The sequence below is a fragment of the Devosia sp. genome, from assembly GCF_017744655.1.
GTDB lineage: Bacteria > Pseudomonadota > Alphaproteobacteria > Rhizobiales > Devosiaceae > Devosia.
This window is the reverse complement of sequence record NZ_JAGIAW010000010.1, coordinates 13,596-40,137: the sequence shown is the minus strand read 5'-3', so window position 1 is coordinate 40,137 and position 26,542 is coordinate 13,596. Positions and strand designations below refer to the sequence as shown.

The following is a 26,542-nucleotide window of genomic DNA, read 5'->3' as shown; positions in this document are numbered from 1 at the left end:
CTCTAGAGGACAGGAAGGAAGACGAACGAGGCGAGCATGTTTGGTAAGCGGACGACATTCGGCGGCAATACGCCAGGCGTGGGCGAAGTGCCCCGGCCGATTCCGAGCGCGGCCCGGCCTGAGCCTGCACAAGTCCAGCCGGTTCAGCGACGGGCTTCGGATAGCGACGGCATGGCCGCACGCCAGCGCACCACCGACGAAGTGCTCGATGTGCGCAATCCTGTGGATGCGCAGCGCGACAAGGAATATTTCCAGACCAAGTCGGCCATCTTCAACGCCCTGATCGACTCCATCGATCTCAGCCAGTTGGCGACGATGGAGCAGCAGTCGGCGCGCGAGGAAATTCGCGACATCGTCGGCGAAATCATCGCGCTCAAATCCATCGTCATGTCGATTTCCGAGCAGGAAGACCTGCTCGAGGACATCTGCAACGACGTGCTCGGCTATGGCCCGCTCGAACCATTGCTGGCGCGCGACGACATCGCCGATATCATGGTGAATGGCAGCCAGAAGTGCTACATCGAAGTCGGCGGCAAGGTGCGCCTCACCAATGTGCGCTTCCGCGACGATGCGCATCTGATGAATGTCTGCCAGCGCATCGTGTCCCAGGTTGGCCGCCGTGTCGACGAAGGTTCTCCTATTTGCGACGCCCGTCTTCCAGACGGTTCGCGCGTCAATGTCATTGCGCCTCCCCTTGCCATCGACGGCGCCGCACTGACGATTCGAAAATTCAAGAAGGACAAGCTGACCCTGCAGCAGCTCGTCAAATACGGTTCCATTTCGCCCGAAGGCGCCGAAGTGCTGCGCATTCTGGGCCGCGTCCGCGCCAATGTCTTGATCTCGGGCGGCACCGGCTCGGGCAAGACGACGCTGCTCAATTGCCTCACCGCCTTCATCGAGAAGGACGAGCGCGTCATCACCTGCGAAGACTCCGCCGAACTTCAGCTGCAGCAGCCCCACGTGGTGCGTCTTGAAACCCGCCCGCCGAACTTGGAAGGCGAAGGAGAGATCACCATGCGCGATCTCATCAAGAATTGCCTGCGTATGCGTCCCGAGCGCATCATCGTCGGCGAAGTCCGCGGCCCGGAGAGCTTTGACCTTCTCCAGGCCATGAACACGGGCCACGACGGCTCCATGGGCACGCTGCACGCCAACTCCCCGCGCGAAGCTCTGTCTCGTCTTGAATCCATGATCACCATGGGCGGCTATTCCCTGCCGAGCCGCACCATCCGCGAAATGATCGTCTCCTCGATCGACGTCATCGTGCAGGCCGCGCGTCTGCGTGACGGCTCGCGCCGTATCACCCACATTTCCGAAGTGCTGGGCATGGAAGGCGACGTCATCGTCACCCAGGACGTCTTCGTCTACGACATCATGGGCGAGGACGCGAACGGTATGCTGCTCGGCAAGCACCGCTCGACCGGCATCACCAAGCCCAATTTTACCGAACGGGCCCGCTACTTCAACGAAGAGGCCAATCTGGTGGAGGCGCTGGAAAAGGCCAATACTGAACAGCATGAGCTGATGGGGCGCTAGATATGCTCATCACCATCCTGCTTGCTGTCCTGGCCGTTATCGCCGTCGGTGCCGCCGGCTTTGCCCTGGTCCCCTCGGCTCTGGGCAATAGCCGCGCCGACAAGCGCCTCAAGGCCTATCAGGGCGACATCCGCACGACGCGTCGCGAAATGGACGTCAATCGCACGCGCGATGCGCGCCGCAAGACCGTTCAGCAGGCGCTGAAAGCGCAGACCGACGAGATCAATGCAAGAAAGCGCGTGACGCTGCCCGACCTCATCTTTCAGGCCGGCATGACGATTTCGCCGGCCGCCTTCATTCGCAATAGCTGCATTTTTGGCGGCCTCCTTTTCGTCGTGCTGCTGGTCACGCAGGTCCCGTATTATTTTGCCGCCATCTTTGCCGTGGCGGGCGCCTATCTGCTGCCGCGCATGTATGTCAAGCGGCGGCGCAAGAAGTACCAGAACCAGTTCCTCGACGAGCTGCCCAATGCCGTCGAAGCCATCGTGCGCGGCGTCAAGACCGGCCTGCCGCTCAACGATTCCATGCGCGTCGTCGCCAAGGACACCAAGGAACCGGTAAAATCCGAATTCGGCCGCGTGCTCGATCAGCAGTCCTTCGGCTTTTCCATGACTGAGTCCGTGCAGATCCTGCTCGATCGCGTGCCGCTGCCCGAAGTCAATTTCTTCGTCGTCGTCATTTCCGTGCAGCAGCAGGCCGGCGGCAATCTCTCCGAGGCGCTCGGTAACCTCGCGCGCGTGCTCCGCAATCGTAAGAAGATGAAACAGAAGGTCGCCGCCATGTCCTCGGAAGCCAAGGCTTCCGCCGGCATCATCGGCTCGCTGCCGGTTTTCGTTGCAATCATGGTGTCGGTGATCTCGCCCGAATATCTCTCGCCACTGATTTCGACGCCCATCGGCAATATCTGGCTTGGTGTCGCAGCTCTGATGATGTGCATGGGCGCCTTCGTCATGAACCGCATGATTCAGTTCGAAATCTAGCCCCAGGGAGCCTTTCACATGGTCGAGATGCTCACATCGCGCGAATTCCTCATCGCGATCCTGGCGGCGATTTCCGCGGCGGCGGTGGTCTTTACCTTCGGCTCTTCGATGATCGTCAAGCAGGACATGCGCGTCCGCATCAAGCGGGTCGCGGTTGAGCGAGATCGCATGCGGGCTGAAGAAATGTCGCGTCTGCGCGGTGGGACCCCCACCGATGGGCGCAGTTCGATCCGCCGCGGCACCGAGACCAAGACCTATATGAAGCGGGCGGTCGATCGCTTCGATCTCAAGAAGGCCTTTCAGGACGACAGCACCGTCGACAAGCTGGCCATGGCGGGTTATCGCGGCCAGGGCCACCTGACCACGTTTCTCTTCCAGCGCTTTGCGACGCCTTTCGTGGTCTTTGCCATTGCGGCGGTCTACCTGGTCTTCCTCATTCCGGGTGATCGGCCCGTTTTTCTCAATCTCGTCTACGCCATCGGCGCCGGGCTCATCGGGTCCTATTTCCCCGTCCTGATGCTCAAGAATGCCACGCAGAAGCGGCAGTCTTCCATCCGCCGCTCCTGGTCCGATTGCCTCGATCTGCTGCTGCTCTGCGTTGAATCCGGCATGTCGATGGAACACGCCCTCAAGCGCGTCGGCAAGGAGATCGGCCAACAAAGCGCCGAGCTTGCCGAAGAGCTGACGCTGACGACGGCAGAGTTGTCCTTCCTCGAAGACCGCACGCGCGCCTATGAAAATCTCGGCCGCCGCACGGGACTCGACAATGTCAAGGCGGTGATGACCGCCCTGATCCAGGCTGACCGCTATGGTACGTCCGTGGGTCAGGCACTGCGCGTCATGGCCGAGGAAGGTCGCGAGGCGCGCATGATGGAAGCCGAAAAGAAGGCTGCCGCCCTGCCGCCCAAGCTCACCGTGCCGCTGATCCTGTTTTTCCTGCCGGTGCTCTTCATCGTCATCATGGCGCCCGCCATCCTCAAGGTGATGAGCAACGGCATGATGGGTGGCGGTTGATCTAGGAGATCAGCCCTTGTCGATCATGTCCCAGCGGTTCTGCTGGGTGAGCAGGGCGCGCACATAGGCCATGTTGGATTCGACCTGTTCCGGCGGCAGCTCCGCCGCATAGAGCGCGCGGCATTCCTCGAAACGCCCCTGCAAACCAACGACGAGCGCAAGGTTCTGCCGGGTCTGCGTGGTGGCCCCGCGCATTTGCACGGCGCGGCGCAGGTGCTGCTCGGCGAGGGGCAGCTCATTGGTCATGGCATAGGAGAGGCCAAGATTGGTCTCGATGCCAGCTTCGCCGGGCGCAATGGTCGCCGCCTGGCCATAAAGCGCGCGCGCCTCGCCATGCCGCCCCATCTGGTCGAGCGATGCGCCCTTGACCAGCAGCGCGTTCCAATCGGGCGCGTCGGGCCGGATCGCCCGGTCGAGCACGGCAATGGACTGATCGAAACTGCCCATCGAGGCGAGCGCCTTGGCATAGGCGACCGAGAGCTCGACATCGTTTGGATAGGCGGCCATCGCCTGTTCCAATGCGGCGGCGGCCTGCTGCGGTTGGCCCGCGGCGCGCAAGGCGGCGGCATAGTGAATGACGACATTGCGGTCGCGCGGATTGGCCTTATAGCGGCCGGTCAGTTCCGCAAGGGTTTGCTGGCGCTGTTCCTGGGGCAGGGCGGCATAGTCGGTCGCCCCGAGCTGCCCGCGATTGGAAGCGCAGGCTGAAAGGCTCAGTGCCGCTACGCCGGCCAGAAGCAGGCAGCGCATGGAACGGCTCATGGAAACGACACGCAACAAGGCTGAACTCCTGCCGGGACCACGTCCCCCATCGCTTCCAGCAATAAATCATTAACCCTAACAGCCGGTTAAAGTGGGGTTCTGGCCGATTGCCGAACGAGGGGCAGAGGTCTAGTTATGAGGCAAAGCCAATCTGGAGCCGCCTCATGTCCACCCAATCCCCGATCCCCGTCATTTTCGTGGGCGAAGGGGGGCTCGATGGCGGCCAGTTGACCGCGCGGCAGCGCGGCTGGGCCGAAGCCAACGGCTTTTCCGGCCAGCGGGGCAAGCTGCTGGCTCTGCCGGGCGAGGGTGATGGCCTTGCCGGCTATCTCTTCGGCATCGGCACTGCGGAAGGTCGTCCGGCCTTTGTCGCCGGGCTTGCTGCTACAGCGCTGCCCGCCGCCGAGTATCGCCTTGAGGGCGAGCTTGGCGATCCGACCCTCGCCGCCATCGCCTTCCGCCTCGGCGCCTATCGTTTCGATCGCTATCGCGAAGCCAAGCCTGTGCCAACGCTGGTTCTGCCCGAGAGTGCCGATGCGGGGGAAGTCGACCGCCACGTCACCGCGGCCACGCTGGCGCGCGATCTCGTCAATACGCCCTCGAGCGATCTCGGCCCCGATAACCTTCACAAGGAAGTCGAACGTTTCGCGTCCGAGCGCGGGATGAATTTCAGGGCAATTGTCGGCAACGATCTCCTTGCCGAAAATTTCCCGATGATCCACGCCGTCGGCCGCGCAAGCGCCCAAGCGCCGCGCCTCCTCGATCTGACCTGGGGCGATGAGAGTCACCCCAAGGTGACGCTGGTGGGCAAGGGCGTCACCTTCGATACCGGCGGTCTCGATATCAAGACCGCTGCCGGCATGCTGATGATGAAAAAGGATATGGGAGGCGCCGCCAATATTCTGGGTCTGGCCCACGCCATTGTTTCGGCAAAGCTGCCCGTGCGCCTGCGCGTCCTGCTGCCGGTGGTCGAAAACGCCATTTCCGGCAATGCTTTCCGGCCTGGTGATGTGCTCCATTCGCGCCGCGGCCTCACCGTCGAAATCGGCAATACCGATGCCGAAGGCCGCCTGATCCTGGCAGATGCCCTCGCGCTCGCCGACGAGGAAAGCCCCGATCTCATCGTCGACATGGCAACGCTGACGGGGGCCGCCCGCGTGGCGCTGGGCCCCGAACTGCCGCCGCTTTATTCGACCGACGATGTCATGGCCGCCGAGATCGCCGCCGCCGGGCTCACGGTGGAGGACCCCTTCTGGCACATGCCCCTCTGGTCGCCTTATGACGGCCAGCTCTCTTCGAAAATTGCCGACATGAACAATACCGGCGCGGGCGGCTATGCCGGCTCGGTCATCGCCGCGCTTTTCCTGCGCCGCTTCGTCGGCAAGGCCAAGGCCTGGGTGCATCTCGACATTCTCGCCTGGGCCCCTGAAGCCCGGCCGGGCCGCCCAGTCGGCGCTACCGATCAAGGCATCCGCGCCCTGTTCTCGGTTATCCGTCGGCGTTTCGGCGCATAGATTGAAATAGTTGACTTTGACAACTGAATGCTTGATTGAATCAAGCATTCAGGAGTCTTGTCATGGCCGAGCCTGCCGACATTGCGCAAGTGCGCACCTTCAATCGCTTCTACACGCGGATTATCGGCCTGCTCGAAGAGGGCATGCATCAGACCTTGCATACCCTCTCGGAAGCGCGGGTGATCTATGAGCTCGACAAGGCCGGCACGACCACGTCCGCCATGGTTGCCGAAACGCTGGGTATGGACCGGGCGCAGTTGAGCCGCCTAGTCGGCAAGCTGGTCAGCCAGGATATCGTCGCCGTGCTGCCCCGTGCCGGCGACAAGCGTTCGGTGCCGCTGGCGCTGACGCGCGAGGGCCGCGAAGTGGCAAAGCATTTCAATGCCATGAGCGACGCCAAGGCGGCCGAAACCTTGCTTGATCCGCTGACCCCATTCGAGCAGCGGGATCTCGTTGGCGCCATGCGCCGCATTTCGGCGCTGCTCGCCGAGCCCGAGGACGCAACGCTCGTCCTCCGTCCGCCGCGCGTCGGCGAGATTGGCTGGCTCATTCACCGCCAAGCCGTGCTCTACCATCTCGAACAGGGCTGGAATGGCGAGTTCGAAACGCTCATCACCCGTATCTATGCCGACTTCGAAGCTGCCCCCGGCACGCAAGGCAAGCAGCTATGGGTCGCCGAAATCGAGGGCGAAGTGGCGGGTTCGGTCTTTGTCCTGCCCGCCGAGGATGGAGAGGAAGGCACCGCGCAATTGCGCATGCTCTATGTCGAACCCATGTTCCGCGGTCGCGGCATCGGCGCAAGACTCGTTGCCGAAGCCATCACCTTCGCCAAGGCGTCCGGCTACAAGCGCATCATGCTCTGGACGCAGGATTGCCTCGCCTCGGCCCGCTCGATCTATCAGAAGGCCGGTTTCGTCCTTGCCCAGGAAGAACGGCACCATTCTTTCGGCGCCGATCTCAACGGTCAATATTGGGTGCTCGAGTTTTAGGCTCAGCCCTCGGGATTGACGTCCTCGATCTCGGCGTGGTTGGGCGTCGGGTCCAGGCTGGCGCTGCCCTTGGGGAACAGCAGCGGCGCCATGGCAAAGCCGATGACAACAAGCGCCACCATGCCCCAGCCGGCCCATTTCTTGTGCTTCTCGATGAACTCGCCGGCCAGCGGCCCGAAGAAGTAGAAGAGCCCGCAGGGCACGAAATAGCGCAGGCCGCGCCCGATAATGCCATAGATGACAAAGGTCCAGATATCGAGCCCGGCGACGCCCGAGGTGATGGTGATCACCTTGTAGGGAATGGGCGAGAGCGCGCCGATCAGGATCATCAGCGGGCCATTGTCGTTAAAACTCTGGCGCAGCGATTCAAAGCCATTGGCGGCGCCATAGAATTCGATGATGCCCTTGCCCACGCTGTCGAAGAGGAAATAGCCGATTGCATAGCCGGCAAGGCCCCCGGTGACCGAAGCCACGGTGCAGATCGCGGCCAGACGCCAGGCCCGCATGCGGTCGGCTATGATCATCGGCGCCAGCATGATTTCCGGAAACACCGGAATGATCATGGCTTCAAGGAAGCACAACAGGGCCAGAATGGGCTCGGCCAGACGATGCTTTGTGGCCAGCTTCAGCCGATCGTAGAAGCCGAGTTTGGCTACCGGTGCAGTTTCGGTCATGCAGTCCCCGTGACGAAATCGCTTATGCGAAAAGGTTTAGGGAGATTTTCGAAGCGGGCCAGTGAAATTTCCGTCAATAGCCGCGCGACCTGTCGACAACATTGATCAGCGGTCTGCCCGCCTGATGCTCCCTGACGATATCGGTAAAGTAGCGCACGCCGCTCTTTTCGTCTGAAATCGCCGCGATATGCGGCGTGATATAGCAGTTTTCGATATCCCAGAGCGGGCTGCTCTGCGGCAGGGGTTCGACCTCGAATACGTCGAGGCTGGCCGCGCCCAGCGTGCCATCGGTCAGCGCCTTGACGATATCGGCCTCGCGCTGGTGCCCGCCGCGCGCCGCATTGATCACGACCGGCCCCCCCTCAAAACTGCCGCGCCGCAGCTTGGAGAATGTATCGGTATTGAGAATGCCCGCAGTATCGGGCGTCAGGGGCAGCAGGTTGACCAGAATGTCGGTGCCACCGAGGAACGGCTCAAAACCCTCGTCACCGGCAAAGCACTCGATGCCCTCGATGGCCTTGGGCGTGCGGCTCCAGCTACGTAGCGAAAAACCCAGCGGCTTGAGGCGACGCACCGCGTCCTGCCCCAAAACGCCCATGCCCATGATACCAACCGTGGTTTCGCTCGCGGCCGGCGGATAATACTGGCTCCAGCGGCGCGCCTGCTGGTCCCGGTGGAAGCGGGTATATTGCCGGTGATGCATGGTCACATGGGCAACGACATAGTCGCTCATGCGCTGGCTGAGGTCCTCGTCGACAAAGCGCACGATCGGCACATCGGGGAGGCGCGGATGCTGCAACAGGGCATCGACGCCCGCGCCGCGCGACAGGATGACTTCAAGCCCGGTCAGCCCGTCAAAGGCATCCGCCTGCGGCTTCCAGACGAAGATGTAGCGCACTTCGGCAGGATCGAAATCATCGCCGCGCCGCACCACCGGATAGGGCGCCAGGGTCTTGCGGAAGGATTCGGCCCAACTGGCCTCGTCGACATCGGTCACATGCAGGAGCATCATGGTGGCGGGCTCTTTCAAGAAAAAAGCCGCGCTTGTGGCGCGGCTTATGCATTCGGATCGAAACCGGATAGGCCTCAGTGCGCGGTGGTCGCAGGCGCAGCGGCAGGAGCCTGGGTGGCTTCGCCACCGGCGGCCGGCGTGCCCTCGACATTGGTTTCGGGCGCGGTCGTTGTCGGCGTTTCGGTTTCGGCGGCGGGCGCTGCGGGTTCCGCGCCTTCGGCGGCGGGAGCGGCTTCGCCTTCAGCCGGTGATTCGGCCGGGGCTGCCTCGGCAGCGGGGAAGGGCACCGGATCGGGCGACAGGCTCTGGAGATAGGCCAGGATGTCGGCGCGCTCTTCGGGCGAACGGACGCCGGCAAAGGTCATCTTGGTGCCGGGGGCATAGGCCTTGGGATTGGTCAGGAACGTATTGAGGTTTTCGTAGGTCCAGGTGTCCCCGGCTGCCTTGTGCGCCAGGAGCGCGTCGGAATAGGCGAAATTGTCGAGGTGCGCCTCGCTCGAGCCCACGATGTGGTAGAGGTTCGGACCCTGCTTGTTGGGCTCGCCTTCGCCAAAGTTGTGGCAGGACTGGCACTTGCGCACTGCAGCGGCGCCGCGTTCGGCACTGGCGCTGGCGAGCAAAACCCCAAGCGGAACTTCCGGGGCAGCTTCTGCAGCGCCGCCGGCTTCGGCAACTTCGGGTTCGGGCAGGGCATAGCCCGGGCCGCGGTCTTCGATTGGGTGGTAGATGGCCTCAGCCAGGAAGCCCACGCCCATGACAAACATAAGTGTGCCAAGGACGGCGCCCATGATCTTGTTTAGCTCGAACGAATCCATTTGGTCTCTCTACCGGTCCATCCCCGGGTGGACATTGAACGAACCGAGCCCAACTGGCTTTCAGGAAAAGCCTGCCTCAACAAGCCCGGTCCGACGCGCGCGGAAGATAGTATTACGCCCGCCAAGGCGCAACAGGGCAATCCCCAGATGCGACAATTCCCCCAATGTCATGCCGATTTAGCCTTGGCAACCTCCGATTGACACCCAAAGTCGCCGGGACTAAAGCCCGCAGGGCCAGATGAACGGACATCCCATGAGCAAGAAAATAGCCTTTCAAGGTGAACCCGGCGCCTTCAGCCATGCCGCGGCCGCCAATGTGTTTCCCGGCGAAGAGTTCGTGGGCTGCGTGACCTTCGAAGAAACGCTCAATGCCGTGCAGTCCGGCAAGGCTGATTTCGCCGTCGTTCCGGTCGAAAATTCGCTCTATGGCCGCATCACCGATATTCACCACTTGCTGCCCGCCAGCGGCCTCTTCATTATCGGGGAGACCTATCTGCGCGTCGAAATGAACCTGCTCGGCGTACCCGGCGCGACCCTTGAGGATATCAAGGCGGTGCAATCGCTGTCCGTCGCCTTGGGCCAGTGCCGCCGCTTCATTTCCGAAAACGGCTTCCGCACCATTAATGCCGTCGATACCGCTGGCTCGGCGCGCGAAGTCGCCCAGAAAGCCGACAAATCCGTCGCCGCAATCGCCTCGCGCTTTGCCGGCGAAATCTACGGCCTCAATGTGCTCGCCAACAATATCGAGGACGCCGACCACAATACCACGCGCTTCCTGGTGCTTTCGCCCAAGGAAAAGCTCGCGCCGCAACAGGGGAAGGTGAAGACCACCTTCATCTTCCGCGTGCGCAACGTGCCGGCCGCGCTCTACAAGGCCATGGGCGGCTTTGCCACCAATGGCGTCAACATGACCAAGCTTGAAAGCTACATGGTCGGCGGCGCCTTCACGGCCACCCAATTCTATGCCGATATCGAAGGCCACCCGGACGATGTCAGCGTGCAGCATGCCTTTGACGAGCTGAAGTTTTTCACCGACCAGCTCAGCATTCTCGGCGTCTATCCAGCCTCCGACCAGAACTGATCGCGCTTCGGCTCCGAAACGATTGGTAACACATCTGGGCTAGTGTGCCCCCTGCGCATATCTGCCAGCCCTCAGCGGTGCTGTCAGATTTGCCGCATTCGTGTTGTCATATCTGCGGCTTAGGCTGCACGCGTCCGATCCAGGGGCCTTTCGTTGGAACATTTCAATCTCATCGTCATCGGTTCTGGTCCCGCAGGCCGCCGCGCCGCCGTTCAGGCAGCCAAGCTCGGTAAATCGGTGCTGGTGGTCGAAAATCGCCTTCGTCTGGGCGGCGTATCGGTCCACACCGGCACCATTCCCTCAAAGACCCTGCGCGAAACGGTTCTCAACCTCTCCGGTTGGCGCGAGCGCGGCTTCTACGGTCTTTCCTATCGCGTGAAGAAGGACATCGAGGGTAAGGATCTCGGCGCTCGTCTGCGGATGACGCTCAACCACGAGATCGAGGTTCTCGAACACCAGTTCAACCGCAATGGCGTGCGCACCTTTGGCGGCATGGCGCGTTTCATCGACCAGAACCATATCGCGGTCGTGGCTCCCGATGGCGACGAAACGCGTTTCGGTTTCGACCATGCGGTGATCGCGGTGGGCACCGCGCCCTATCGCCCAGCCAATATTCCGTTCAACGACCATTCTGTGCTCGACAGCGATAGCCTCGTCTCCGAGCCGCGCGTACCGCGCAGCCTGACGGTGGTGGGTGCCGGCGTCATTGGCATCGAATATGCCACGATTTTCTCGGCGCTCGATGTGCCTGTGACCATCGTCGAGCCCAAGGACAGCATTCTCGATTTCATCGACCGCGAAATCATCGAGGAATTTACCCACGATCTGCGCCAGCGCGGGGTTACCCTGCGTCTCGGCACCAAGGTCGAAAAGGTCGAGATCGACGAGCAGGGTTGGGCCGTTTCGATCCTCGCCGATGGCCGTCGCATCCGCACGGACATGCTGCTCTACGCAGCCGGGCGCTCCGGCGCAACCGCCAATCTTGGTCTTGAAAATGCCGGTATCACCCCGGTTGATCGTGGTCGGCTGAAAGTTGATCCGGTGACCTTCCAGACCGAAGTGCGCAATATCTATGCGGCCGGCGACGTCATCGGCTGGCCCTCGCTTGCTTCAACCTCGATGGAGCAAGGGCGCATCGCCGCGCTGCACGCCTGCGGGGCACAGATGCCGCCGGCGCCGGAGTTTTTCCCGTACGGCATTTACGCGGTGCCGGAAATTTCAACCGTGGGCCTGACTGAACAGCAGGTTAGGGCGCAGAACATCCCCTACGAAGCTGGCATTGCCCGGTTCCGCGAGACTTCGCGCGGCCATATCATGGGCCTGCAGTCGGGCATGATGAAGATGATCTTCGCGCTCGATACCCGCAAACTCCTCGGTGTCCATATCGTGGGCGAGGGCGCTACCGAGCTGATCCATATCGGTCAGGCAGTGCTCAACCTGGGCGGCACTTTGGACTACTTCGTCGAGAATGCCTTTAATTATCCGACACTTGCCGAGGCCTACAAGATCGCCGCGCTCGACGCCTGGAACCGCATGCCGCGCAGTCAGCCTGTGGCTCCGACGGCGGAAGTGACCGACCTTGAAGCGGCTCGCCTCAAGGCACAGAAGGGAAAAGCGGGGGCGTAAGCTCCCGCTACATGCGGCGAAATCGTTGGATTTTCGTACGGGGAGGGGAAGTGGTGCCCAGAGCCGGAATCGAACCAGCGACACGCGGATTTTCAATCCGCTGCTCTACCAACTGAGCTATCTGGGCATCTTTTTCGCTAGCCTTCGGCTGCGAGCCACGGGCCTTATAGGCAATCGTTTTTGATGGCGCAAGCGCGAAAACGCTATGTGGATAAAGAGGCTAGTTTGTTAGCAGACTGTTAGCGCAGAACCCTGCCAAAGCGCCTATTCGTCGTCGTTTTCGGCAGGCGGTTCGTCATCCCGCCCGGGGATGACATAGGAGCCGGTGAGCCAGCGGTTGAGATCGACATCGGCACAGCGCTTCGAGCAGAAGGGCTTGTATTTTTCGACCGTTGGTTTGCCGCAGATCGGGCATTTCTTTTCGGCGGCCATCAGACGCCCGTCAGGCTCGACTGGTTGAGCCAGTTGAAGTGCACCGGGTAGCCTTCGCCGGCGAGAAGCTGCGTCACTTCATGGAGCGGCAGGCCGACGACGCCGGAATAGGAGCCGGAGAGTTTTACGACGAACGAGCCGGCAATGCCCTGGATGGCATAGCCACCCGCCTTGTCGCGCCATTCGGCGCTGGCGAGATAGGCTTCCATTTCGCGGGTGGAGAGGCGCTTGAAGCGCAGGCGTGTTTCCACGATCCGCTGCCGCTTGGCCCCGGAGGGGGTAAGGAGCGTAACGCCCGTGTAGACGCGATGCGCGCGGCCCGAGAGCAGGCGGAGGCAATCTGATGCCTCTTCCATGGTCTCGGCCTTGGGCAGGATGCGCCGACCGACCGCCACCACCGTATCGGCAGCAAGGACGAGAGCATCGGAGCCGAAACCGGCGACGCGGGCCTTGTGCTGGGCGGTGAGAGCTTTCAGTTCAGCGAGGCGGCTGGCAAGCTTGCGCGGCAACTCGCCTTTTTCGGGCGTCTCGTCGACATGGGCCGGAACCAGATGCTCAGGCTCGATGCCGATCTGGTTGAGGAGGGCCAGCCGGCGCGGCGAGGCGGAGGCCAGGATTAATTCGGGCCTTGAGGCCATGGTGACGTCGCGCTCCGCTGAAACAGGACGGCCCTTCGCATGGCTCCGGGCGTTTGTCGCTCAAAACGCTCCACTGGAGCGTTTTGACCACCCTTTGGGTGGTCGCGCCAAACCTTACTTGAAACGATAGGTGATGCGACCCTTGGTCAGGTCGTAAGGAGTCATTTCGCACAGCACCTTGTCGCCGGCGAGAACACGGATACGGTTCTTGCGCATGCGGCCGGCGGTGTGAGCGATGATCTCGTGTTCGTTTTCCAGCTTGACCCGGAAGGTCGCGTTGGGAAGCAATTCGGTGACCACGCCCGGGAATTCGAGCACTTCTTCTTTGGCCATACTTTCTCCTGGGAAGACCCCCGCGTGCGAAATTGCTCGGCGGCGGCCGCAATTTTGGCGGAACCTACTGCAAATCAGTGGCTTTGTGAACTACCGGAAACCAGTGGCTCCAAACGAGTGCGAACGCGGCGTCTGAGACCATCGCGAAGTTCACGATAGGCCGACAGAACTACCTCGCGACTACCCTCAACGAGCGAGGGGTCCGGCACCGTCCATTGTTCGATTTCGCCCGCCTCGAGACCCTTCTTGGCCACGGCATCGGGGGCGTCATCGGACAGGGTGATGACAAGATCGAAGCGGTTGGCAACGAGCTCATCGAGAATATGGGGCGTGTGGACCGACATATCAATGCCGATCTCTTCCATCACCTCATGCACGAATTGGTCGGCCTTGCCGCCATTGACGCCTACGGAGCGAGCAATGATGCGGCCGGGGAAAGCCTGGCGGGCAAGGGCGGCGGCGATGGGCGAGCGCACCGAATTCATCGAGCAGACAAAGAGCACGGAGGGCAGTTCGCTCGTCGCTTCGTCAATGCGGCTCGCATAGGGCTGCACGGCGCAGATGAGGGTGAAGAGGCGCCGCGCGGTGTTGAGATCGATGATGATCTTGTTGTGAAGCCGCGTGCGCAGCAGCTCGGCCGCCTCGTTGTGCATACCGCGGCGCGCCATATCGACGGTTTCGATCTGGAACGGTTGGGCCGAGCGGATCGCCTCGTAATAGGCGTCGCGAATACGGAAATAATCGCGGATCAGCCGGCGGAACGGGGTCAGCGAGATATAATGCGCGGCGATCGGCTGGAAGGTTTCGGGGTGGCGCACGTCCAGCACGATGGAATTGCCGATGATCGAAACGTGGAGCGCATAGGGCCCTTCGGCGGCGACGCGGGCGGGCCGAAAACTGTTGGATTCGAGGAGGTCATAAATGGCGATGCGCCATTCATGCACTTCGTCGGGATTTATGGAAGTGATCGTATTGGGGTCGAGCGTGACGGTGACCAGACGATTGGTGCTGGAGGCCGCCTCGCTTGTGCCCATGGAGATGCTCAATGGTTGAGCCGAATCGAAATGGAGCGCCCGTGTCCGTCGAGCGCTTCGACCTCGGCGATGGTGACTGCCGCCTCGGCGAGTGCCGAAAGCGAGGAGGGGGTGCAGCCCAGAATTGACGTGCGCTTGACGAAATCGAGCACGCCGAGGCCCGAGGCAAAGCGCGCAGAGCGGGCGGTGGGTAGGACATGATTGGAGCCGCCAACATAGTCGCCAATGGCTTCCGGCGTGTGGTGGCCGAGGAAGATCGCGCCGGCATGGCGGATGGCGGGGACCAGCGATTGCGGGTCGTCGATTGCGAGTTCGACGTGCTCGGAGGCGATGCGATTGGCGAGGTTGGTAGCCGTTTTGAGCGAATCGACGGTGATGACCGCGCCGAACTCATCCCAGCCCTCGCGAGCGATGGACTCTTTGGGGAGGAGGCTGAGCTGGCGGTCGACTTCGGCCTCGACGGCGTCGGCCAGCTTTGCATCCGTCGTCACGAGGATCGACTGAGCGCCGCCGCCGTGTTCGGCCTGGGCGATGAGATCGGATGCAACCCAGGCTGGGTTGGCCGAGTGGTCGGCAATGACGAGCACTTCCGAGGGACCGGCGATGAGGTCGATACCGACCTGGCCGAAAACCTGGCGCTTGGCGGCGGCCACGAAGGCATTGCCTGGGCCCATGATCTTGTCGACGCGGGGGATTGCATCGGTGCCATAGGCGAGGGCGGCGACGGCCTGGGCGCCGCCGACGCGGTAAATTTCGGTGACGCCGGCAATCTGGGCGGCGCAGAGAATGGCTGAGGCGAGCTGGCCATTGGGCGTGGGCACGACCATGGCGATGCGCGAAACGCCAGCGACCTTTGCCGGCACGGCATTCATCAACACGGAAGAGGGGTAGGAGGCGAGGCCGCCGGGGACATAGATGCCGACGGCGTCAATGGCGGTCCAGCGCGAGCCGAGGGTCACGCCGAGCGCGTCGGTATAGAGATCATCCTTGGGCATCTGCCGCTCGTGATGCGACTTGATGCGATCATGGGCGGTCTGCAGCGCTTCACGCACGTCGGGGGTCACGCGGGCGGCGGCTTCGGCGATCTCTTCTTCGGAGAAGCGCAGGGTTTCCGGGGTGACGCCGGCCTTGTCGAACTTGTTGGTGAGTTCGGCCACTGCCTCGTCGCCGCGGGCACGGACGTCGGCAATGATCCCGGCGACGATATCGCCCACTTCCTGGGAGGCCTCGCGCTTGCTGGCAAGCAGCTCGACAAAGCGGGACTCGAAATCAGAAGCGGCGCTGTCGAGGCGTAGAGGCATTGGCGGTCCGGGATAGCGGCGAAGTGGAGTGATGCGATCTATCCCGATGGGGAGTTTGATCGCAAGGGGGAATGGGGTGAGACCGACCCAGGCCTCTGGTTCATTGTCCAGAATCAGGGCAGATTTTTAGGACAGGGAGGTAAAGAATGCCGCTTGTTTTCATTAGCCATGCTGCCGCCGACAAAGAGATTGCTGGTCAATTTCAAAAGCACCTGATCGGCGATTTCCTCGGAATGTGCGAAGTTTTTGTCTCTTCGAACTTGGATAGCATAAACGCAGGCCAAGAGTGGCATCAGGCTATTAAGTCCAAACTAGCTACGGCTGACATCGTTGTGGGTCTGTTGTCTCCTTTGGCTGTTACTAGGGGATGGGTGTTTGTCGAGTTCGGCGCAGGCTGGATTCGCAATATTCCGACAATCCCGCTTTGCCATTCGGGTCTTGAACCTGCGCATCTGCCCGCCCCTTTGAATAGCTTTCAAGGTCTGATGCTTTCAGATGCTGTGCACTTGGAACACCTTTATGGTCTAGTCGCTAAAGCTGTCGGTTGTCAGCCGCCGAACGTGGACTTCGCCGGTCGCGCAAGCGGCTATAAGGAGGCAACGTTCAAGGTCCAAATGGAGCGAGGTGCTGTGGGTTGGCTCCGGCAGTTGTGCTTGTGGAATCCTGATTTGTTGCCCAAGCTGGCCAGAGGTGAGGCCGACACGGATGTGCTTGTTCCTTCCATCGCGGAGCAAAACATGGTCCCCTTCGCCACAGATGCGGTCAACTTAGGCATGTTGACTGTCAATGGGCGCGGCATGGCTATGGGCACGAGGGTCGGCGCAAGCGCTGGAGTCTACGAACTCGTGCCACTTGAAAACTTCGCGACCTACGCTGCCCTCCTATAAGTACGGGATGGGCTAGGCTGGCGGCGAGCCTCAATCGAGCTTATGTGCCGGCTTTGCCGCCGCGGCCCAGGTTGCCCCAAGGTCGGCCAGCCGTGCCTCAAGCACCTCCACCGTCAATCGCACCGTGCCGCCGCCTGCAAAGGTGATTTCCACCACGCCTGACACACCATCGGGGCCGGGCGTAAACGTTAGCGCCAGGAGGTTGAGCACGCCTTCGGGCGAGGCAGGGTCAAATCCGGCATAGGCGACGTTGAGCACGCGGTCGAAGTGCAGCCCGGAGCGCTTACGGAGGCCTTTGCTGCGCGGCTTGTCTTCGGTCCAGTCGTAGCGGTTCATCAACAGAGCAAAGCGCCGGTCGCCGCGGGCATAGCCCATATCGACGGTGCGCACGACGGCATCCTGCACATGGGCGGAAAGCACGGCGAGATCTTCAGTATCAAGCGCCAGAAGCTTGAGATCGGTCATAGGGTCAGCTCGCAAAATTGGTTCTGCCACATTTGGTCATGCAGGGGCTGATCTACAAGCTTGAGGGTTCGGGGGGAAGTGGGGGCTCTTGTCTCAAGCACCGCGCCTCCTTCTCCCCCTGCGGGAGAAGGTGCCCCAAAGGGGCGGATGAGGGGTATGCGGTGTTCTCGCAAGCTCCTCTGCGGAGGAGAGAATACCCCTCACCCTGATTTTCTGCTGGACGCAGAAAATCTGTCCCTCTCCCGCAAGGGGTGAGGGAAGGTCGGCGGTCGCGAATGCCTATTGATAACTGACCAGTCAGTCAGTTATGGTCGTCCTATGAACACCACCGATAAAAAATTCCGCCGAAGGGCCGAGGCGCGGCCGGATGAAATGCTGGATGCGGCCTTGGCCGTGTTCGCGGAGAAGGGCTTTGCCGCGACCAAGGTGGACGAGGTGGCGCGGCGGGCCGGTGTCTCCAAGGGCACGGTCTATCTCTACTTCCCTTCCAAGGAAGCACTGATGGAGGGGATTGTCCGGCGCGCGGTGGCGCCGATTGCCGAGCGGGCGGTGCCGGATATGGCTCAGTTCGAAGGCGATCCGCGCCTGCCTATCGCCATGCTGGTGCATGCGCTGCAAAAGCTGCTGTCCGATCCCAACAATCTTGCTGTGCCGCGGCTGATCCTGCGCGAGATCATGAATTTTCCCGCCATTGCCGAACTCTATCGACGCGAGGTGCTGGGCAAGGTGATCCCCACGCTGACGGCACTCATCGCCAAGGGCGTCGCCTCGGGGCAATTGCGAAAAATCGATCCGGAAATGACGGTGCGGTCCATTGTCGGGCCCATCGTGGCCCATGTGGCATTGAGCGAAGTTTTCGGCATTCGGCCTGAAGGAGGCCTGGCGCTCGACCGGCTGGTCGAAAATCACCTCGATATCCTGTTTCACGGCATTTCGCCTGCGGGCGGAGAGGAGACGCCATGAGCGACTTTTTCGGCGGTCTGTTTGCTGCGTTTTTGGCCTTGTTTTCCCCTGCGCCTGACCCAGGGTTCACCGGCTATATCGAGGCCGACTATGTCTATGTCGCCCCGGTGAGCGCCGGGCGGATCACCTCGATCGCCGTGGCCGAAGGGCAGGCGGTGGCAGAGGGCGACCTCTTGGTCGTTCTCGACCAGAGCCAGCAACAGGCGCTGCTCGCAGCCGCCGAGGCGCGGGTGGCAGCGGCGCGGGCAACGCTCGAAAACCTCGAAACCGGCAGCCGCAGCGAGGAACTCGATGTCATCCGCGCGTCGCTGAGCAAGGCCGAGGCGGATCTGGGACTGGCGCGGACCAATCTCACGCGCAGCCAGCAGCTTGAGAAGGCGGGCACGGTTTCGGCGGCCAAGGTCGAGGTGGACAGTAATGCGCTGGCTTCGGCTGAGGCGCAGGTGAGCCAGTTGAAGGCGCAGCTTGCCGTCGCCGAATTGCCGGCGCGATCGGGCCAGCAGGTTGCGGCGGAGGCTAATCTCGCGGCGGCCGAGGCTGATGCCGAGGGGGCGCGGCTGAACCTCAGTGAGAGGCAGGTCTATGCGCCGGCGGCCGGGATGATCGAAAAACTCTATTATGCCTCGGGCGAAGTGGCGGCGGTGGGGACGCCCATTGCCTCCATTCTGCCGGCTCAGGCGCTGGAGGCCCGCTTCTTCGTGCCGGAAACGGCGCGTTCGGCGTTGTCCATCGGCCAAGCCGTGACCGTCACCTGCGATGGCTGCGCCGATATGGCGGCAACTATTGTGCATATTGCGAGCGAAGCGCAGACGACGCCGCCAGTGATCTATTCGACCGAGGAGCGCAGCCGGCTCGTCTATCTTGTCGAAGCACGGCTCGATGATGCGGCAAAGCTGCAGCCGGGCCAGCCGGTCACCGTGCTGCCATGAGCGAAGAACGCGTGATCGATGTGCGCGGGCTGACCAAGCGCTTTGGCGACAAGACGGTGGTCGATCATTTCGACATCGCCGTGCCCAAGGGCGCCATTTACGGGTTTCTGGGACCGAACGGTTCGGGCAAGACCACTACCATTCGCATGCTTTGCGGCCTCTTGCTGCCCGACGAGGGCGAGGGGCAATGCCTTGGCTTCGACGTGCGGCGGGACGCTGGGAAGATCAAGGCTGAGGTGGGTTACATGACCCAGAAATTCAGCCTCTATGAGGATCTCACGATCCGCGAAAATCTCGATTTCGTGGCGCGGATGTATGGGGTGAAGAACCGGAAGAGCCGCGTCGATGGCGCGCTGGCCGATCTGGGATTGGCCGACAGGGCAGGGCAATTGGCCGGGACGCTCTCAGGTGGCTGGAAGCAGCGGCTGGCGCTGGCGGCCTGTCTTATCCACGATCCTAAACTTCTGCTGCTCGACGAGCCCACGGCCGGCGTCGACCCCAAGGCGCGGCGCGATTTCTGGGACGAGATCAGGCGACTTTCCAAGGCTGGCGTCACGGTGCTGGTGTCGACGCACTACATGGACGAAGCCATCCAGTGCGACTTCATCACCTATATTGCCTATGGCAAAAAGCTGATCGACGGGCGGGCGACCGAAATCCCGACCATGGTGGGGCTGACCACCTGGCGGGCCGAAGGGCCGGAACTGGTGGCGCTCGAAGAACAGCTCAAGGGTCAGCCGGGCGTCGATCAAGTCGCGCGCTTCGGCTCGGCGTTGCACGTCTCGGGCACCGACGCAGTCGCCTTAGCGGCCACGGTGGCAAAATTCCAAAAAACCAAAAGACAGCGCTGGAGCGAGGTGCCGGCGGGGCTTGAGGAGGCCTTCATCTATCTCATGGCAGGGGCGCGGGATAATTTCTCGCGTGACGCGGCATGAACCTGCGTTTTTCATTGAGCCGCTTCGTCGCCGTGCTCTGGAAAGAGTTCATCCAGATGCGGCGCGACCGCGTCACCTTCGGCATGATGATCGGCCTGCCCATCATCCAGCTCATGCTCTTCGGCTTCGCCATCAACGCCGACCCCCGACACCTGCCGACGCTGGTGGAGGTCAACGATGATGGGCCTCTGACCCGGGCCCTGCTGGCAGGCATGGATACGTCGGGCTATTTCGATTTCATCGGCCAGGTGCGCGGACCCGATGCCGGCGAAGAAGCGCTGCGGCGGGGCGAGGCGAATTTCATCGTCGTCATCCCAGCGGATTTTGAGCGCGACGTCGTGCGCGGTTTGCGGCCCAATCTCCTCATCGCCGCCGATGCTTCCGACCCCTCCGCCGTCAGCGGCGCCGCGGCTGCCATGAGTGGCATCGTCAATGGCGCCATCGCCCAGACGCTCACCGGCCCGCTTTCCCCGGCAGCCGGAGCGCCGCTGCCTTTTGAAGTGATCGTCCACCGGCAATATAATCCCGAGGGCAAGACCTCGACCAATATCGTGCCGGGCCTCTTGGCCATCATCCTCTCGATGACCATGGTGATGATCACCGCCGTCGCCATCGTCAAGGAGCGCGAGCGCGGCACGATGGAAATGCTGATTTCTACCCCGGTGACTCCGCTGGAAGTGATGCTGGGCAAAATCCTGCCCTATGTCTTCGTCGGCTATGTGCAGACCGCGGTTTTCCTCGTCGCCGCCTTCGCCGTGTTCCAGGTGCCGTTCACCGGCACATTCACGGCCTTCTTCTTCGGCTTCAATCTCTTCGTCCTGGGCAATCTGGCGCTGGGATTTCTCATTTCCACCGTGGCGAAAAACCAGATGCAGGCCATGCAGTTGAGTTTTTTCACCATCCTGCCCTCCATCCTCCTCTCAGGCTTCATGTTCCCCTTCGCCGGCATGCCGGGATGGGCTCAAACCATCGGCACTGGTGTCCCAGCGACGCATTTCATCCGGCTGATCCGCAAGGTGATGCTCAAGGGCGCCGGGACCTTCGATGTGACGGCCGAACTGACGGCGCTCGGCGTGATCGTGCTGGTGATCACGGTAGTCGCCATGCTGCGTTATCGGCAGACGCTCGACTGAAACAAAAAGGCCCGGCGCAAGCACCGGGCCTCTTTTTGCTTTTACGGTCGCCCGCCATTCGAGCGTAGCTCTCATGGCCTAGCGCGCTAAAATCGCTCCACTGGAGCGATTTTGCTCTTCAGGCCGCGCCCTAGCCAGCCAGACGTTCAATCTCCGCGCCACAACGCGAAAGCTTGTCTTCCAGCCGCTCAAAGCCGCGGTCGAGATGGTAGATGCGGTTGACGATCGTCTCGCCCTTGGCGGCAAGGCCGGCAATCACCAGCGACACCGAAGCGCGAAGATCGGTCGCCATCACCTGTGCGCCCTTGAGCCGGGACTTGCCGTGAATGGTCGCGACCTGCCCATCGACGGCGATATCGGCGCCGAAGCGGGCAAGTTCGGCCACGTGCATGTAGCGGTTTTCAAAGATGGTTTCGCGCACATGGCTCGTGCCCTGGCTCATGGTCATCAGCGCCATGAACTGGGCCTGCAAGTCGGTCGGGAAGCCCGGGAAAGGATGGGTTTCGATATCGACCGGCTGGATGCCATTGCCATTGCGCTTGACGCGGATGCCATCGGCTTCGGTGGTCAGGTCGACGCCGGTGCGGGCCAGAATATCCAGAGCTGACTGCAGGTGCTCGGCGCGGGCGCCGCGCAGCAGCACATCGCCGCCGGTCATGGCCGCAGCCATGGCAAAAGTACCGGTCTCAATGCGATCGGGAATGACTTCCACGCTCGCGCCATGCAGCTTTTCGACGCCCTCAATGGTCAGCGTGCGCGTGCCAATGCCCGAAATCTTGGCGCCCATGGCGACAAGGCATTCGGCGACATTGGTGATTTCAGGCTCCTGCGCCGCATTCTCGATGACTGTCACGCCCTTGGCGAGGGTCGCAGCCATGAGAAGCGTATGCGTCGCGCCCACTGACACTTTCGGGAAGACGATGCGATTGCCGACGAGACCACCCTTGGGCGCGCGAGCAACCACATAGCCCTCGTCGATATCGATCTCGGCGCCGAGTTCTTTCAGGCCAAAGAGGAAGAGATCGACCGGACGCGTGCCGATGGCGCAGCCGCCGGGCAGGGACACGCGGGCCTCGTGGCAGCGAGCGAGCAGCGGCCCGATGACCCAAAAACTGGCGCGCATTTTTGAGACAAGATCATAGGGCGCGGTGGTGTCGACGATATCGGCGGCATGAAAGGTCATGCGCTGGCCGACGCCATCCGATTCGCCGCGACGGCGACCGTGCACGGCGATATCGACGCCGTGATTCTCGAGAATACGTTCGAGCTGTTTCACGTCGGCAAGACGCGGAACATTGCTGAGGACTAAAGGCTCATCGGTCAGCAGCGAAGCGATCATCAGGGGCAGGGCGGCATTCTTGGCGCCCGAAATAATGATGTCCCCATTGAGCGGATTCCCGCCGACCAAACGAATACGATCCATGAAATGGTTCCTCTGAACCGGCCCTATCTGGGCCTTCTACCTGTTGGAGGAGGTAGGCGAGGTCTTCGTTGCCACGTAAGCCAGACCAGCCGCGCTCATGCGAATATGTGACGTTCCTGAATACGCCCGAAAATGATTTACGGTTTCTTGACCGCGATCGTTTCGGGTGCCGGAGCATCATCCCGGGCAGCGCGAGCCCTGGCCTGATCCTTTCGACGCTTGAGGTTCTCGCGAAGCTTTGCGGCTAATCTTTGCTCGCGGGCAGTAGCTTCGTTCGACTTACTCATCGCCTTCCTGGCAATCGGTGATTCACAGGAGGAGTTGATAGGCGGTTTTTGCGCTTGCGTCGAGAGAATCCCTATGGCAGTAGAGCGCCCGTCGCCGCAGAAACCTGCCGGCGCCCTTTACGATGCTGCCGTAGCTCAGTGGTAGAGCACTCCCTTGGTAAGGGAGAGGCCGACAGTTCAATCCTGTCCGGCAGCACCATTTTTCTCAGATATTTCAGCTAGTTAGCGCCTTGGTTGCGATTGTGCGTCATTGGTATTACCGCTAGCACGCGGGTAGCACGCCAGTTCCCCGTTCATAAATTTCAAGGACTTAGCGGGTAGTTTGTGCCCGTGTTAGCACGGCCCTAGCACATCGACACACCGCATAAAGTCGAAGGGTGCCAGCATGAATGCCATCGACAAACGCCCCTATGAGCTGTTCCAGCGAAAGGACAGCCCAAACTGGTGGATGCGGTTTTCAATCACCGGCCACGGCCAAAAGCGGATCGGATTGAAGACGCCCGACTTCGAGCTAGCGCGCGTGCTAGCCGAGCGAGAGTACCAAAAGGCGGTTTGGTCAGCAGAGGCAGGAGTTTTGCAGGGGAAAACTTCCTTCAGTAAGCTCGCCCAACAATATCTGGATCGGCTCGACAAGCTCAGGGTCAATGACGCGAAGCAGGATACCAAGTACTTTCACGACAAGGGCATCATCGACCGCTATCTGGTTCCATTTTTTGGGAAGAGGACGATAACGTCGATCACCCACGCCAAGGTGCAGGAGTACCTAGAATGGCGTCGTCAGTACTGGACCACCGGGCCGGGTAAGGACGAATATGCGATCAAGTACGAGCGGGATGGGAAGCAGTTTTCTCGGCCGGTTCAGCATATCGAGCCTGCACAATCCACACTCCGGCGCGAGGCGGTAACTCTACGGAATGTGTTCAAACAGGCTGTCACGCTTGGCTACATTAAAGCGGCTGATATCCCTGCACCGGAATTGGCTACGGCTCCCAAAAACAAGCGTCCTTCGTTCACTGAGGCCGAAGTCGCAACTTTGCTGACCGAAGCGATGAACCGTATCGCGTTTGTCGGGAAACCGGACGAGCCCCAGCGAATAGTGGATGCAAAAACCCGTTTCGAGCGCGTGATGCTTTGGGGGTTTGTGCAGATAGCCATCCATACGGGAATGCGACCGACGGAGTTGCACAACCTGTCCTGGGCCAATGTCGAGGGCCTTGAGGTTGCCCGAAAGGCGGCCATCAAGGATGGTCGTATTCGTATCGTGGCCTACGGGAAGGGCAAAGCGCCTCAACGGCTCGTTCCGAACGTCGAGGCGCTGGGAGGGTTCATTGCTCTTTGGGATGCATTCAAGTCCCAGTTTGGCCGCGATCCAGGCCCCACTGACGCCGTTTTTGTGAAGCTCGACGGCGGGCGCGCTCAAAGTTACAAGAAGAGCCTCAACAGCCTCCTAGAGGCCACAGGTTTGAAGGCTGACGCCTTTGGTCGCGTGCGGACGGCATACAGTTTCCGGCACACTTATGCGACGAACCAGCTTCGCAAGGGCACGGACATATACACGCTGGCAATCAACATGCGCACCTCGGTCCGCATGATCGAGATGTACTATTCTGATGTGGTGCCGGACGAGGTTGCAATCCGTCTGGAAGGTAGCTTCAGTTAGCCCCAGGGTACCGGCTCTAATCAGCAGGCTCGTGCGCCCCGTCGATGATGAGTTTTTTCACCCGACCGTCCACCGATACCACGTCCTTGGAGTTGATCGAAATGATGCTATTCACGCCACGAGTATATCGATTGAGGCTGGAAGCCAAAGTCTCGTAAGTCCCACGATCAGGTTCGCGGGTAACTGAGAACGGGACGGTCTTTCCGACATCCGTTAAATACGCTCTTCCATTACCCGAATTGGCGTTGAATGCGGAGATGCTCACAGTTCGGCGTCGATATTCATCGTCAATTATATTCGTGTTGACCCAGGCCTTAGTTTGACTGTCCAGCCGAACAATCGGGGTCTGTCCCTTTGTGATCGACAGCATGGATGCGCCCTGATCTATGACGTCGTGTGCACGCCGCATTGACGGCTCAATCCTGTCTACAAGCGCTTCAGTGTCTCCTGAGGGGAACCGAGACAACCATCGTTCTTCCGAGCCTGTGCGCTCTTTGAAGTGACCAACTACTTCATTTAGGACGTTGGCGATGAAGGCATTGGCTATTTGGCCTACCGTTGCGACCGCGTAAGACCCCACGACTGTTGTCATAAAGACGTTGTTGGGTTCGCTCAAAAAAACCACTACATCTTGTACGAAGCTGCCTTGCCTCGCCGGCTGAATGTATACGCGGATCTTGTGAGACATCTCGCCCCTGTGGCGGATTTCTCCGGTTGCGAGGTAGTTCGCTAGCAATGACATTGTAAAGGTCAGCCCCTCTAGCGAGGTCGCGCCTTGGTGTGCAGGCAATCGATGGTTCTCTGCCTCGTAACCCGTGTACCTGAGCCTATATCGTATCTCCGTTGACAACAGCGTCCCCCTTGGCTGTCTTGCTGCTTACTTGCTCCCCGGTACAGGTCGTGCCTCACAATTTTTTTGGCACGATCTCTTGCGTTTGAGGATCATACCGGTACCGGTGCAATTGCTCCGCCTTCAGGAGAGCCGCAGCTTGGCTGACGTGCTCAGGAAGGACGTAGAACCACTCTTGCGGTCGCACTTTTTTGCCAAAGCGATCTACAATGAACAGATCGGCAGGTCGGGCAGGCGCGAAGAAACGGTGCAGGAGATTTTCTACCTTTGCACGAGCCAAATTCCGCAGGTCGAACGTGGCTACAATCTCCACAGGAGCCAATAGGAAGGTCGGATCGTTGCGGGCATCTGCGACACGGCGACGAACATCCTGTGAGGTGACGCCGATCTTATGAAGAATGTTGCGTTCTGCTGCGATGGCTGGGTCGGTCGACAAAGAACGTGCGACATAGATCGTGCCTGAGAGTGCAAGTCGGTCGGCGTCCCATTCGGGGTCGAGCGGACCAAGGCCGTCCCGTTGAACTACGCGCGCGGTGCTGTCATCGTTCAGCGACTTGCGAAACGAGGACATCAACGGATCGCTTTCCGTTCCGTTCGAGAAGATAATGCGCAGGCGATGATCGCGGGAGCCGCCGCGCGCGCTCATCTCTGTCTTTTCCGCGATATAGGCTAGAAGTCCGTTGCGAATGAAGAAATCGCCCTCAAGCGGCTCGATGATCGCTCGGCTTTCGATAATGGAGGCAACGCGCTCCCCACTGTCGAGCGCGGACTGCATTGCCTCGAACAATTGCTGGAACTGGGCAAAATCCGGGCATACGACAAACTCGGCGCGATGGTCAGGATTTTGGCGCGCCGCTGCCGGTGTGACGTGGCGCAACGTTACCAAATCGGAGCCTATCTCTAGGCTTTCATCGGCAAAAATGTCGTCCAAACTCTCGGTGATATCTTCCGGCTGCGGATCATCACGCCAAGAAGCGACCGGAGCAGCATCTTCTATTGCCAGCAAACCAAGATGATCTTCGGCCCGCAAAGCTTCATCTGGATCAGCGGCCACCCTTGTCCAAATCGTGCCGAGACGCATTTCTTCGTGGTCGCTGGCATCCGGATCTGGCAGGCGACCATACCGCTCGTGGAAGCGCGTCACCTCCCGCAGGATTGCAACGCCACCAACTTCGGACGATTGACGCCCAGAAGATGCAGCGCGCACATTAAGCAGACCGTATTCGTCCGGTTCAGCGAAAATCTCTTCCAGTGTTGGCCTCGCCAAGG

Annotated in this window: 26 protein-coding genes, 2 tRNA genes and 1 pseudogene; 14 read left to right on the top strand and 15 right to left on the bottom strand. The window is 61.0% G+C overall.

The window, feature by feature from the left end; all coding sequences use genetic code 11:
* Window positions 1-36: 36 nt before the first annotated feature.
* Genes J7557_RS18295 through J7557_RS18285 form a run of 3 tightly spaced genes read left to right on the top strand, consistent with a single transcriptional unit; the run spans window position 37 to window position 3,530 of the window.
* On the top strand, window positions 37-1,536 hold the full coding sequence (locus J7557_RS18295) for a CpaF family protein (protein WP_291421468.1): 1,500 nt from the start codon (window positions 37-39) through the stop codon (window positions 1,534-1,536).
* Between the two features lie 2 nt (window positions 1,537-1,538).
* Entirely contained in the window at window positions 1,539-2,516 is a 978-nt protein-coding gene (locus J7557_RS18290; protein ID WP_291421467.1) for a type II secretion system F family protein, read from the top strand.
* A gap of 18 nt (window positions 2,517-2,534) precedes the next feature.
* A complete protein-coding gene (locus J7557_RS18285; RefSeq protein WP_291421466.1) occupies window positions 2,535-3,530 on the top strand; it encodes a type II secretion system F family protein in 996 nt (331 codons plus the stop codon).
* Between the two features lie 9 nt (window positions 3,531-3,539).
* Here J7557_RS18285 and J7557_RS18280 read toward each other — a convergent pair whose 3' ends face one another.
* Entirely contained in the window at window positions 3,540-4,310 is a 771-nt protein-coding gene (locus J7557_RS18280) for a tetratricopeptide repeat protein (protein ID WP_291421465.1), read from the bottom strand.
* A gap of 146 nt (window positions 4,311-4,456) precedes the next feature.
* On the opposite strand from J7557_RS18280, the gene J7557_RS18275 reads away from it, so the two are divergent.
* Window positions 4,457-5,806: a M17 family metallopeptidase gene (locus tag J7557_RS18275; protein ID WP_291421464.1), complete on the top strand. Its 1,350-nt coding sequence runs from the start codon at window positions 4,457-4,459 to the stop codon at window positions 5,804-5,806.
* 62 nt (window positions 5,807-5,868) lie between these two features.
* A complete protein-coding gene (locus J7557_RS18270) occupies window positions 5,869-6,795 on the top strand; it encodes a helix-turn-helix domain-containing GNAT family N-acetyltransferase (RefSeq protein ID WP_291421463.1) in 927 nt (308 codons plus the stop codon).
* Between the two features lie 2 nt (window positions 6,796-6,797).
* Here the strand turns inward: J7557_RS18270 and J7557_RS18265 are convergent, their stop codons facing one another.
* The 3 genes from J7557_RS18265 to J7557_RS18255 all read right to left on the bottom strand — a co-directional run bounded on the left by J7557_RS18265 (window position 6,798) and on the right by J7557_RS18255 (window position 9,296).
* Window positions 6,798-7,469 carry a YqaA family protein gene (locus tag J7557_RS18265; protein WP_291421462.1) on the bottom strand — a complete coding sequence of 224 codons (672 nt, stop codon included), beginning with the start codon at window positions 7,467-7,469 and terminating at the stop codon, window positions 6,798-6,800.
* A gap of 73 nt (window positions 7,470-7,542) precedes the next feature.
* Window positions 7,543-8,481, bottom strand: a complete 939-nt coding sequence (locus tag J7557_RS18260) for a glyoxylate/hydroxypyruvate reductase A (protein WP_291421461.1) — start codon at window positions 8,479-8,481, stop codon at window positions 7,543-7,545.
* Between the two features lie 74 nt (window positions 8,482-8,555).
* Window positions 8,556-9,296: a cytochrome c family protein gene (locus J7557_RS18255; protein WP_291421460.1), complete on the bottom strand. Its 741-nt coding sequence runs from the start codon at window positions 9,294-9,296 to the stop codon at window positions 8,556-8,558.
* Between the two features lie 253 nt (window positions 9,297-9,549).
* Between J7557_RS18255 and J7557_RS18250 the strand changes: the two genes are divergently transcribed.
* Window positions 9,550-10,377: a prephenate dehydratase gene (locus J7557_RS18250; RefSeq protein WP_291421459.1), complete on the top strand. Its 828-nt coding sequence runs from the start codon at window positions 9,550-9,552 to the stop codon at window positions 10,375-10,377.
* Window positions 10,378-10,530: 153 nt separating this feature from the next.
* Window positions 10,531-12,003, top strand: coding sequence for a Si-specific NAD(P)(+) transhydrogenase (gene sthA, locus J7557_RS18245; protein ID WP_291421458.1), 1,473 nt, complete (start codon window positions 10,531-10,533; stop codon window positions 12,001-12,003).
* 51 nt (window positions 12,004-12,054) lie between these two features.
* Here the strand turns inward: sthA and J7557_RS18240 are convergent.
* The 7 genes and pseudogenes from J7557_RS18240 to hisD form a co-directional block, all read right to left on the bottom strand.
* A tRNA-Phe gene (locus J7557_RS18240) sits at window positions 12,055-12,130 on the bottom strand.
* Between the two features lie 137 nt (window positions 12,131-12,267).
* Window positions 12,268-12,435 carry a DNA gyrase inhibitor YacG gene (gene yacG / locus J7557_RS18235; protein WP_291421457.1) on the bottom strand — a complete coding sequence of 56 codons (168 nt, stop codon included), beginning with the start codon at window positions 12,433-12,435 and terminating at the stop codon, window positions 12,268-12,270.
* Window positions 12,435-13,073, bottom strand: coding sequence for a Maf-like protein (locus J7557_RS18230; RefSeq protein ID WP_291421456.1), 639 nt, complete (start codon window positions 13,071-13,073; stop codon window positions 12,435-12,437). Before J7557_RS18230 ends, yacG begins: the two co-directional genes overlap by 1 nt.
* 114 nt (window positions 13,074-13,187) lie before the next feature.
* Window positions 13,188-13,406: a translation initiation factor IF-1 gene (gene infA / locus J7557_RS18225; RefSeq protein WP_035082742.1), complete on the bottom strand. Its 219-nt coding sequence runs from the start codon at window positions 13,404-13,406 to the stop codon at window positions 13,188-13,190.
* Between the two features lie 74 nt (window positions 13,407-13,480).
* Window positions 13,481-13,909 carry a low molecular weight phosphatase family protein gene (locus J7557_RS18220; protein ID WP_169745527.1) on the bottom strand — a complete coding sequence of 143 codons (429 nt, stop codon included), beginning with the start codon at window positions 13,907-13,909 and terminating at the stop codon, window positions 13,481-13,483.
* A gap of 57 nt (window positions 13,910-13,966) precedes the next feature.
* Window positions 13,967-14,440 (bottom strand): annotated as a pseudogene (locus J7557_RS18215) (UPF0262 family protein); the annotation flags it as partial.
* Between the two features lie 8 nt (window positions 14,441-14,448).
* Window positions 14,449-15,741: a histidinol dehydrogenase gene (gene hisD / locus J7557_RS18210; RefSeq protein WP_291421455.1), complete on the bottom strand. Its 1,293-nt coding sequence runs from the start codon at window positions 15,739-15,741 to the stop codon at window positions 14,449-14,451.
* A gap of 146 nt (window positions 15,742-15,887) precedes the next feature.
* Between hisD and J7557_RS18205 the strand changes: the two genes are divergently transcribed.
* The gene (locus J7557_RS18205; RefSeq protein ID WP_291421454.1) at window positions 15,888-16,628 is read left to right on the top strand and encodes a toll/interleukin-1 receptor domain-containing protein; all 741 of its coding nucleotides are present in this window, start codon (window positions 15,888-15,890) and stop codon (window positions 16,626-16,628) included.
* Between the two features lie 30 nt (window positions 16,629-16,658).
* On the opposite strand, the gene J7557_RS18200 is transcribed toward J7557_RS18205, so the two are convergent.
* Window positions 16,659-17,093: a DUF2948 family protein gene (locus J7557_RS18200; RefSeq protein ID WP_291421453.1), complete on the bottom strand. Its 435-nt coding sequence runs from the start codon at window positions 17,091-17,093 to the stop codon at window positions 16,659-16,661.
* 318 nt (window positions 17,094-17,411) lie between these two features.
* Here J7557_RS18200 and J7557_RS18195 point away from each other — a divergent pair, with 318 nt between their 5' ends.
* From J7557_RS18195 to J7557_RS18180, 4 genes are read left to right on the top strand one after another with little or no spacing between them, the layout of a single operon-like run.
* Window positions 17,412-18,056 (top strand): TetR/AcrR family transcriptional regulator, encoded by a 645-nt coding sequence (locus J7557_RS18195; RefSeq protein WP_291421452.1) that lies wholly within the window; start codon window positions 17,412-17,414, stop codon window positions 18,054-18,056.
* Window positions 18,053-18,985, top strand: coding sequence for an HlyD family efflux transporter periplasmic adaptor subunit (locus tag J7557_RS18190; RefSeq protein WP_291421451.1), 933 nt, complete (start codon window positions 18,053-18,055; stop codon window positions 18,983-18,985). The genes J7557_RS18195 and J7557_RS18190 overlap by 4 nt, the downstream gene beginning before the upstream one ends.
* Window positions 18,982-19,920: an ABC transporter ATP-binding protein gene (locus tag J7557_RS18185; RefSeq protein WP_291421450.1), complete on the top strand. Its 939-nt coding sequence runs from the start codon at window positions 18,982-18,984 to the stop codon at window positions 19,918-19,920. Before J7557_RS18190 ends, J7557_RS18185 begins: the two co-directional genes overlap by 4 nt.
* The gene (locus J7557_RS18180; protein ID WP_291421449.1) at window positions 19,917-21,053 is read left to right on the top strand and encodes an ABC transporter permease; all 1,137 of its coding nucleotides are present in this window, start codon (window positions 19,917-19,919) and stop codon (window positions 21,051-21,053) included. The genes J7557_RS18185 and J7557_RS18180 overlap by 4 nt, the downstream gene beginning before the upstream one ends.
* A gap of 130 nt (window positions 21,054-21,183) precedes the next feature.
* On the opposite strand, the gene murA is transcribed toward J7557_RS18180, so the two are convergent.
* Window positions 21,184-22,476 (bottom strand): UDP-N-acetylglucosamine 1-carboxyvinyltransferase, encoded by a 1,293-nt coding sequence (gene murA / locus J7557_RS18175; RefSeq protein WP_291421448.1) that lies wholly within the window; start codon window positions 22,474-22,476, stop codon window positions 21,184-21,186.
* Window positions 22,477-22,887: 411 nt separating this feature from the next.
* Here murA and J7557_RS18170 point away from each other — a divergent pair.
* Window positions 22,888-22,962, top strand: a tRNA-Thr gene (locus J7557_RS18170).
* Window positions 22,963-23,148: 186 nt separating this feature from the next.
* The gene (locus J7557_RS18165; RefSeq protein ID WP_291421447.1) at window positions 23,149-24,423 is read left to right on the top strand and encodes a site-specific integrase; all 1,275 of its coding nucleotides are present in this window, start codon (window positions 23,149-23,151) and stop codon (window positions 24,421-24,423) included.
* A 16-nt stretch (window positions 24,424-24,439) separates the two neighbouring features.
* Here J7557_RS18165 and J7557_RS18160 read toward each other — a convergent pair whose 3' ends face one another.
* Entirely contained in the window at window positions 24,440-25,111 is a 672-nt protein-coding gene (locus tag J7557_RS18160) for a hypothetical protein (protein WP_291421446.1), read from the bottom strand.
* Window positions 25,112-25,328: 217 nt separating this feature from the next.
* On the bottom strand, window positions 25,329-26,540 hold the full coding sequence (locus J7557_RS18155) for a GIY-YIG nuclease family protein (protein WP_291421445.1): 1,212 nt from the start codon (window positions 26,538-26,540) through the stop codon (window positions 25,329-25,331).
* Window positions 26,541-26,542: the final 2 nt, after the last annotated feature.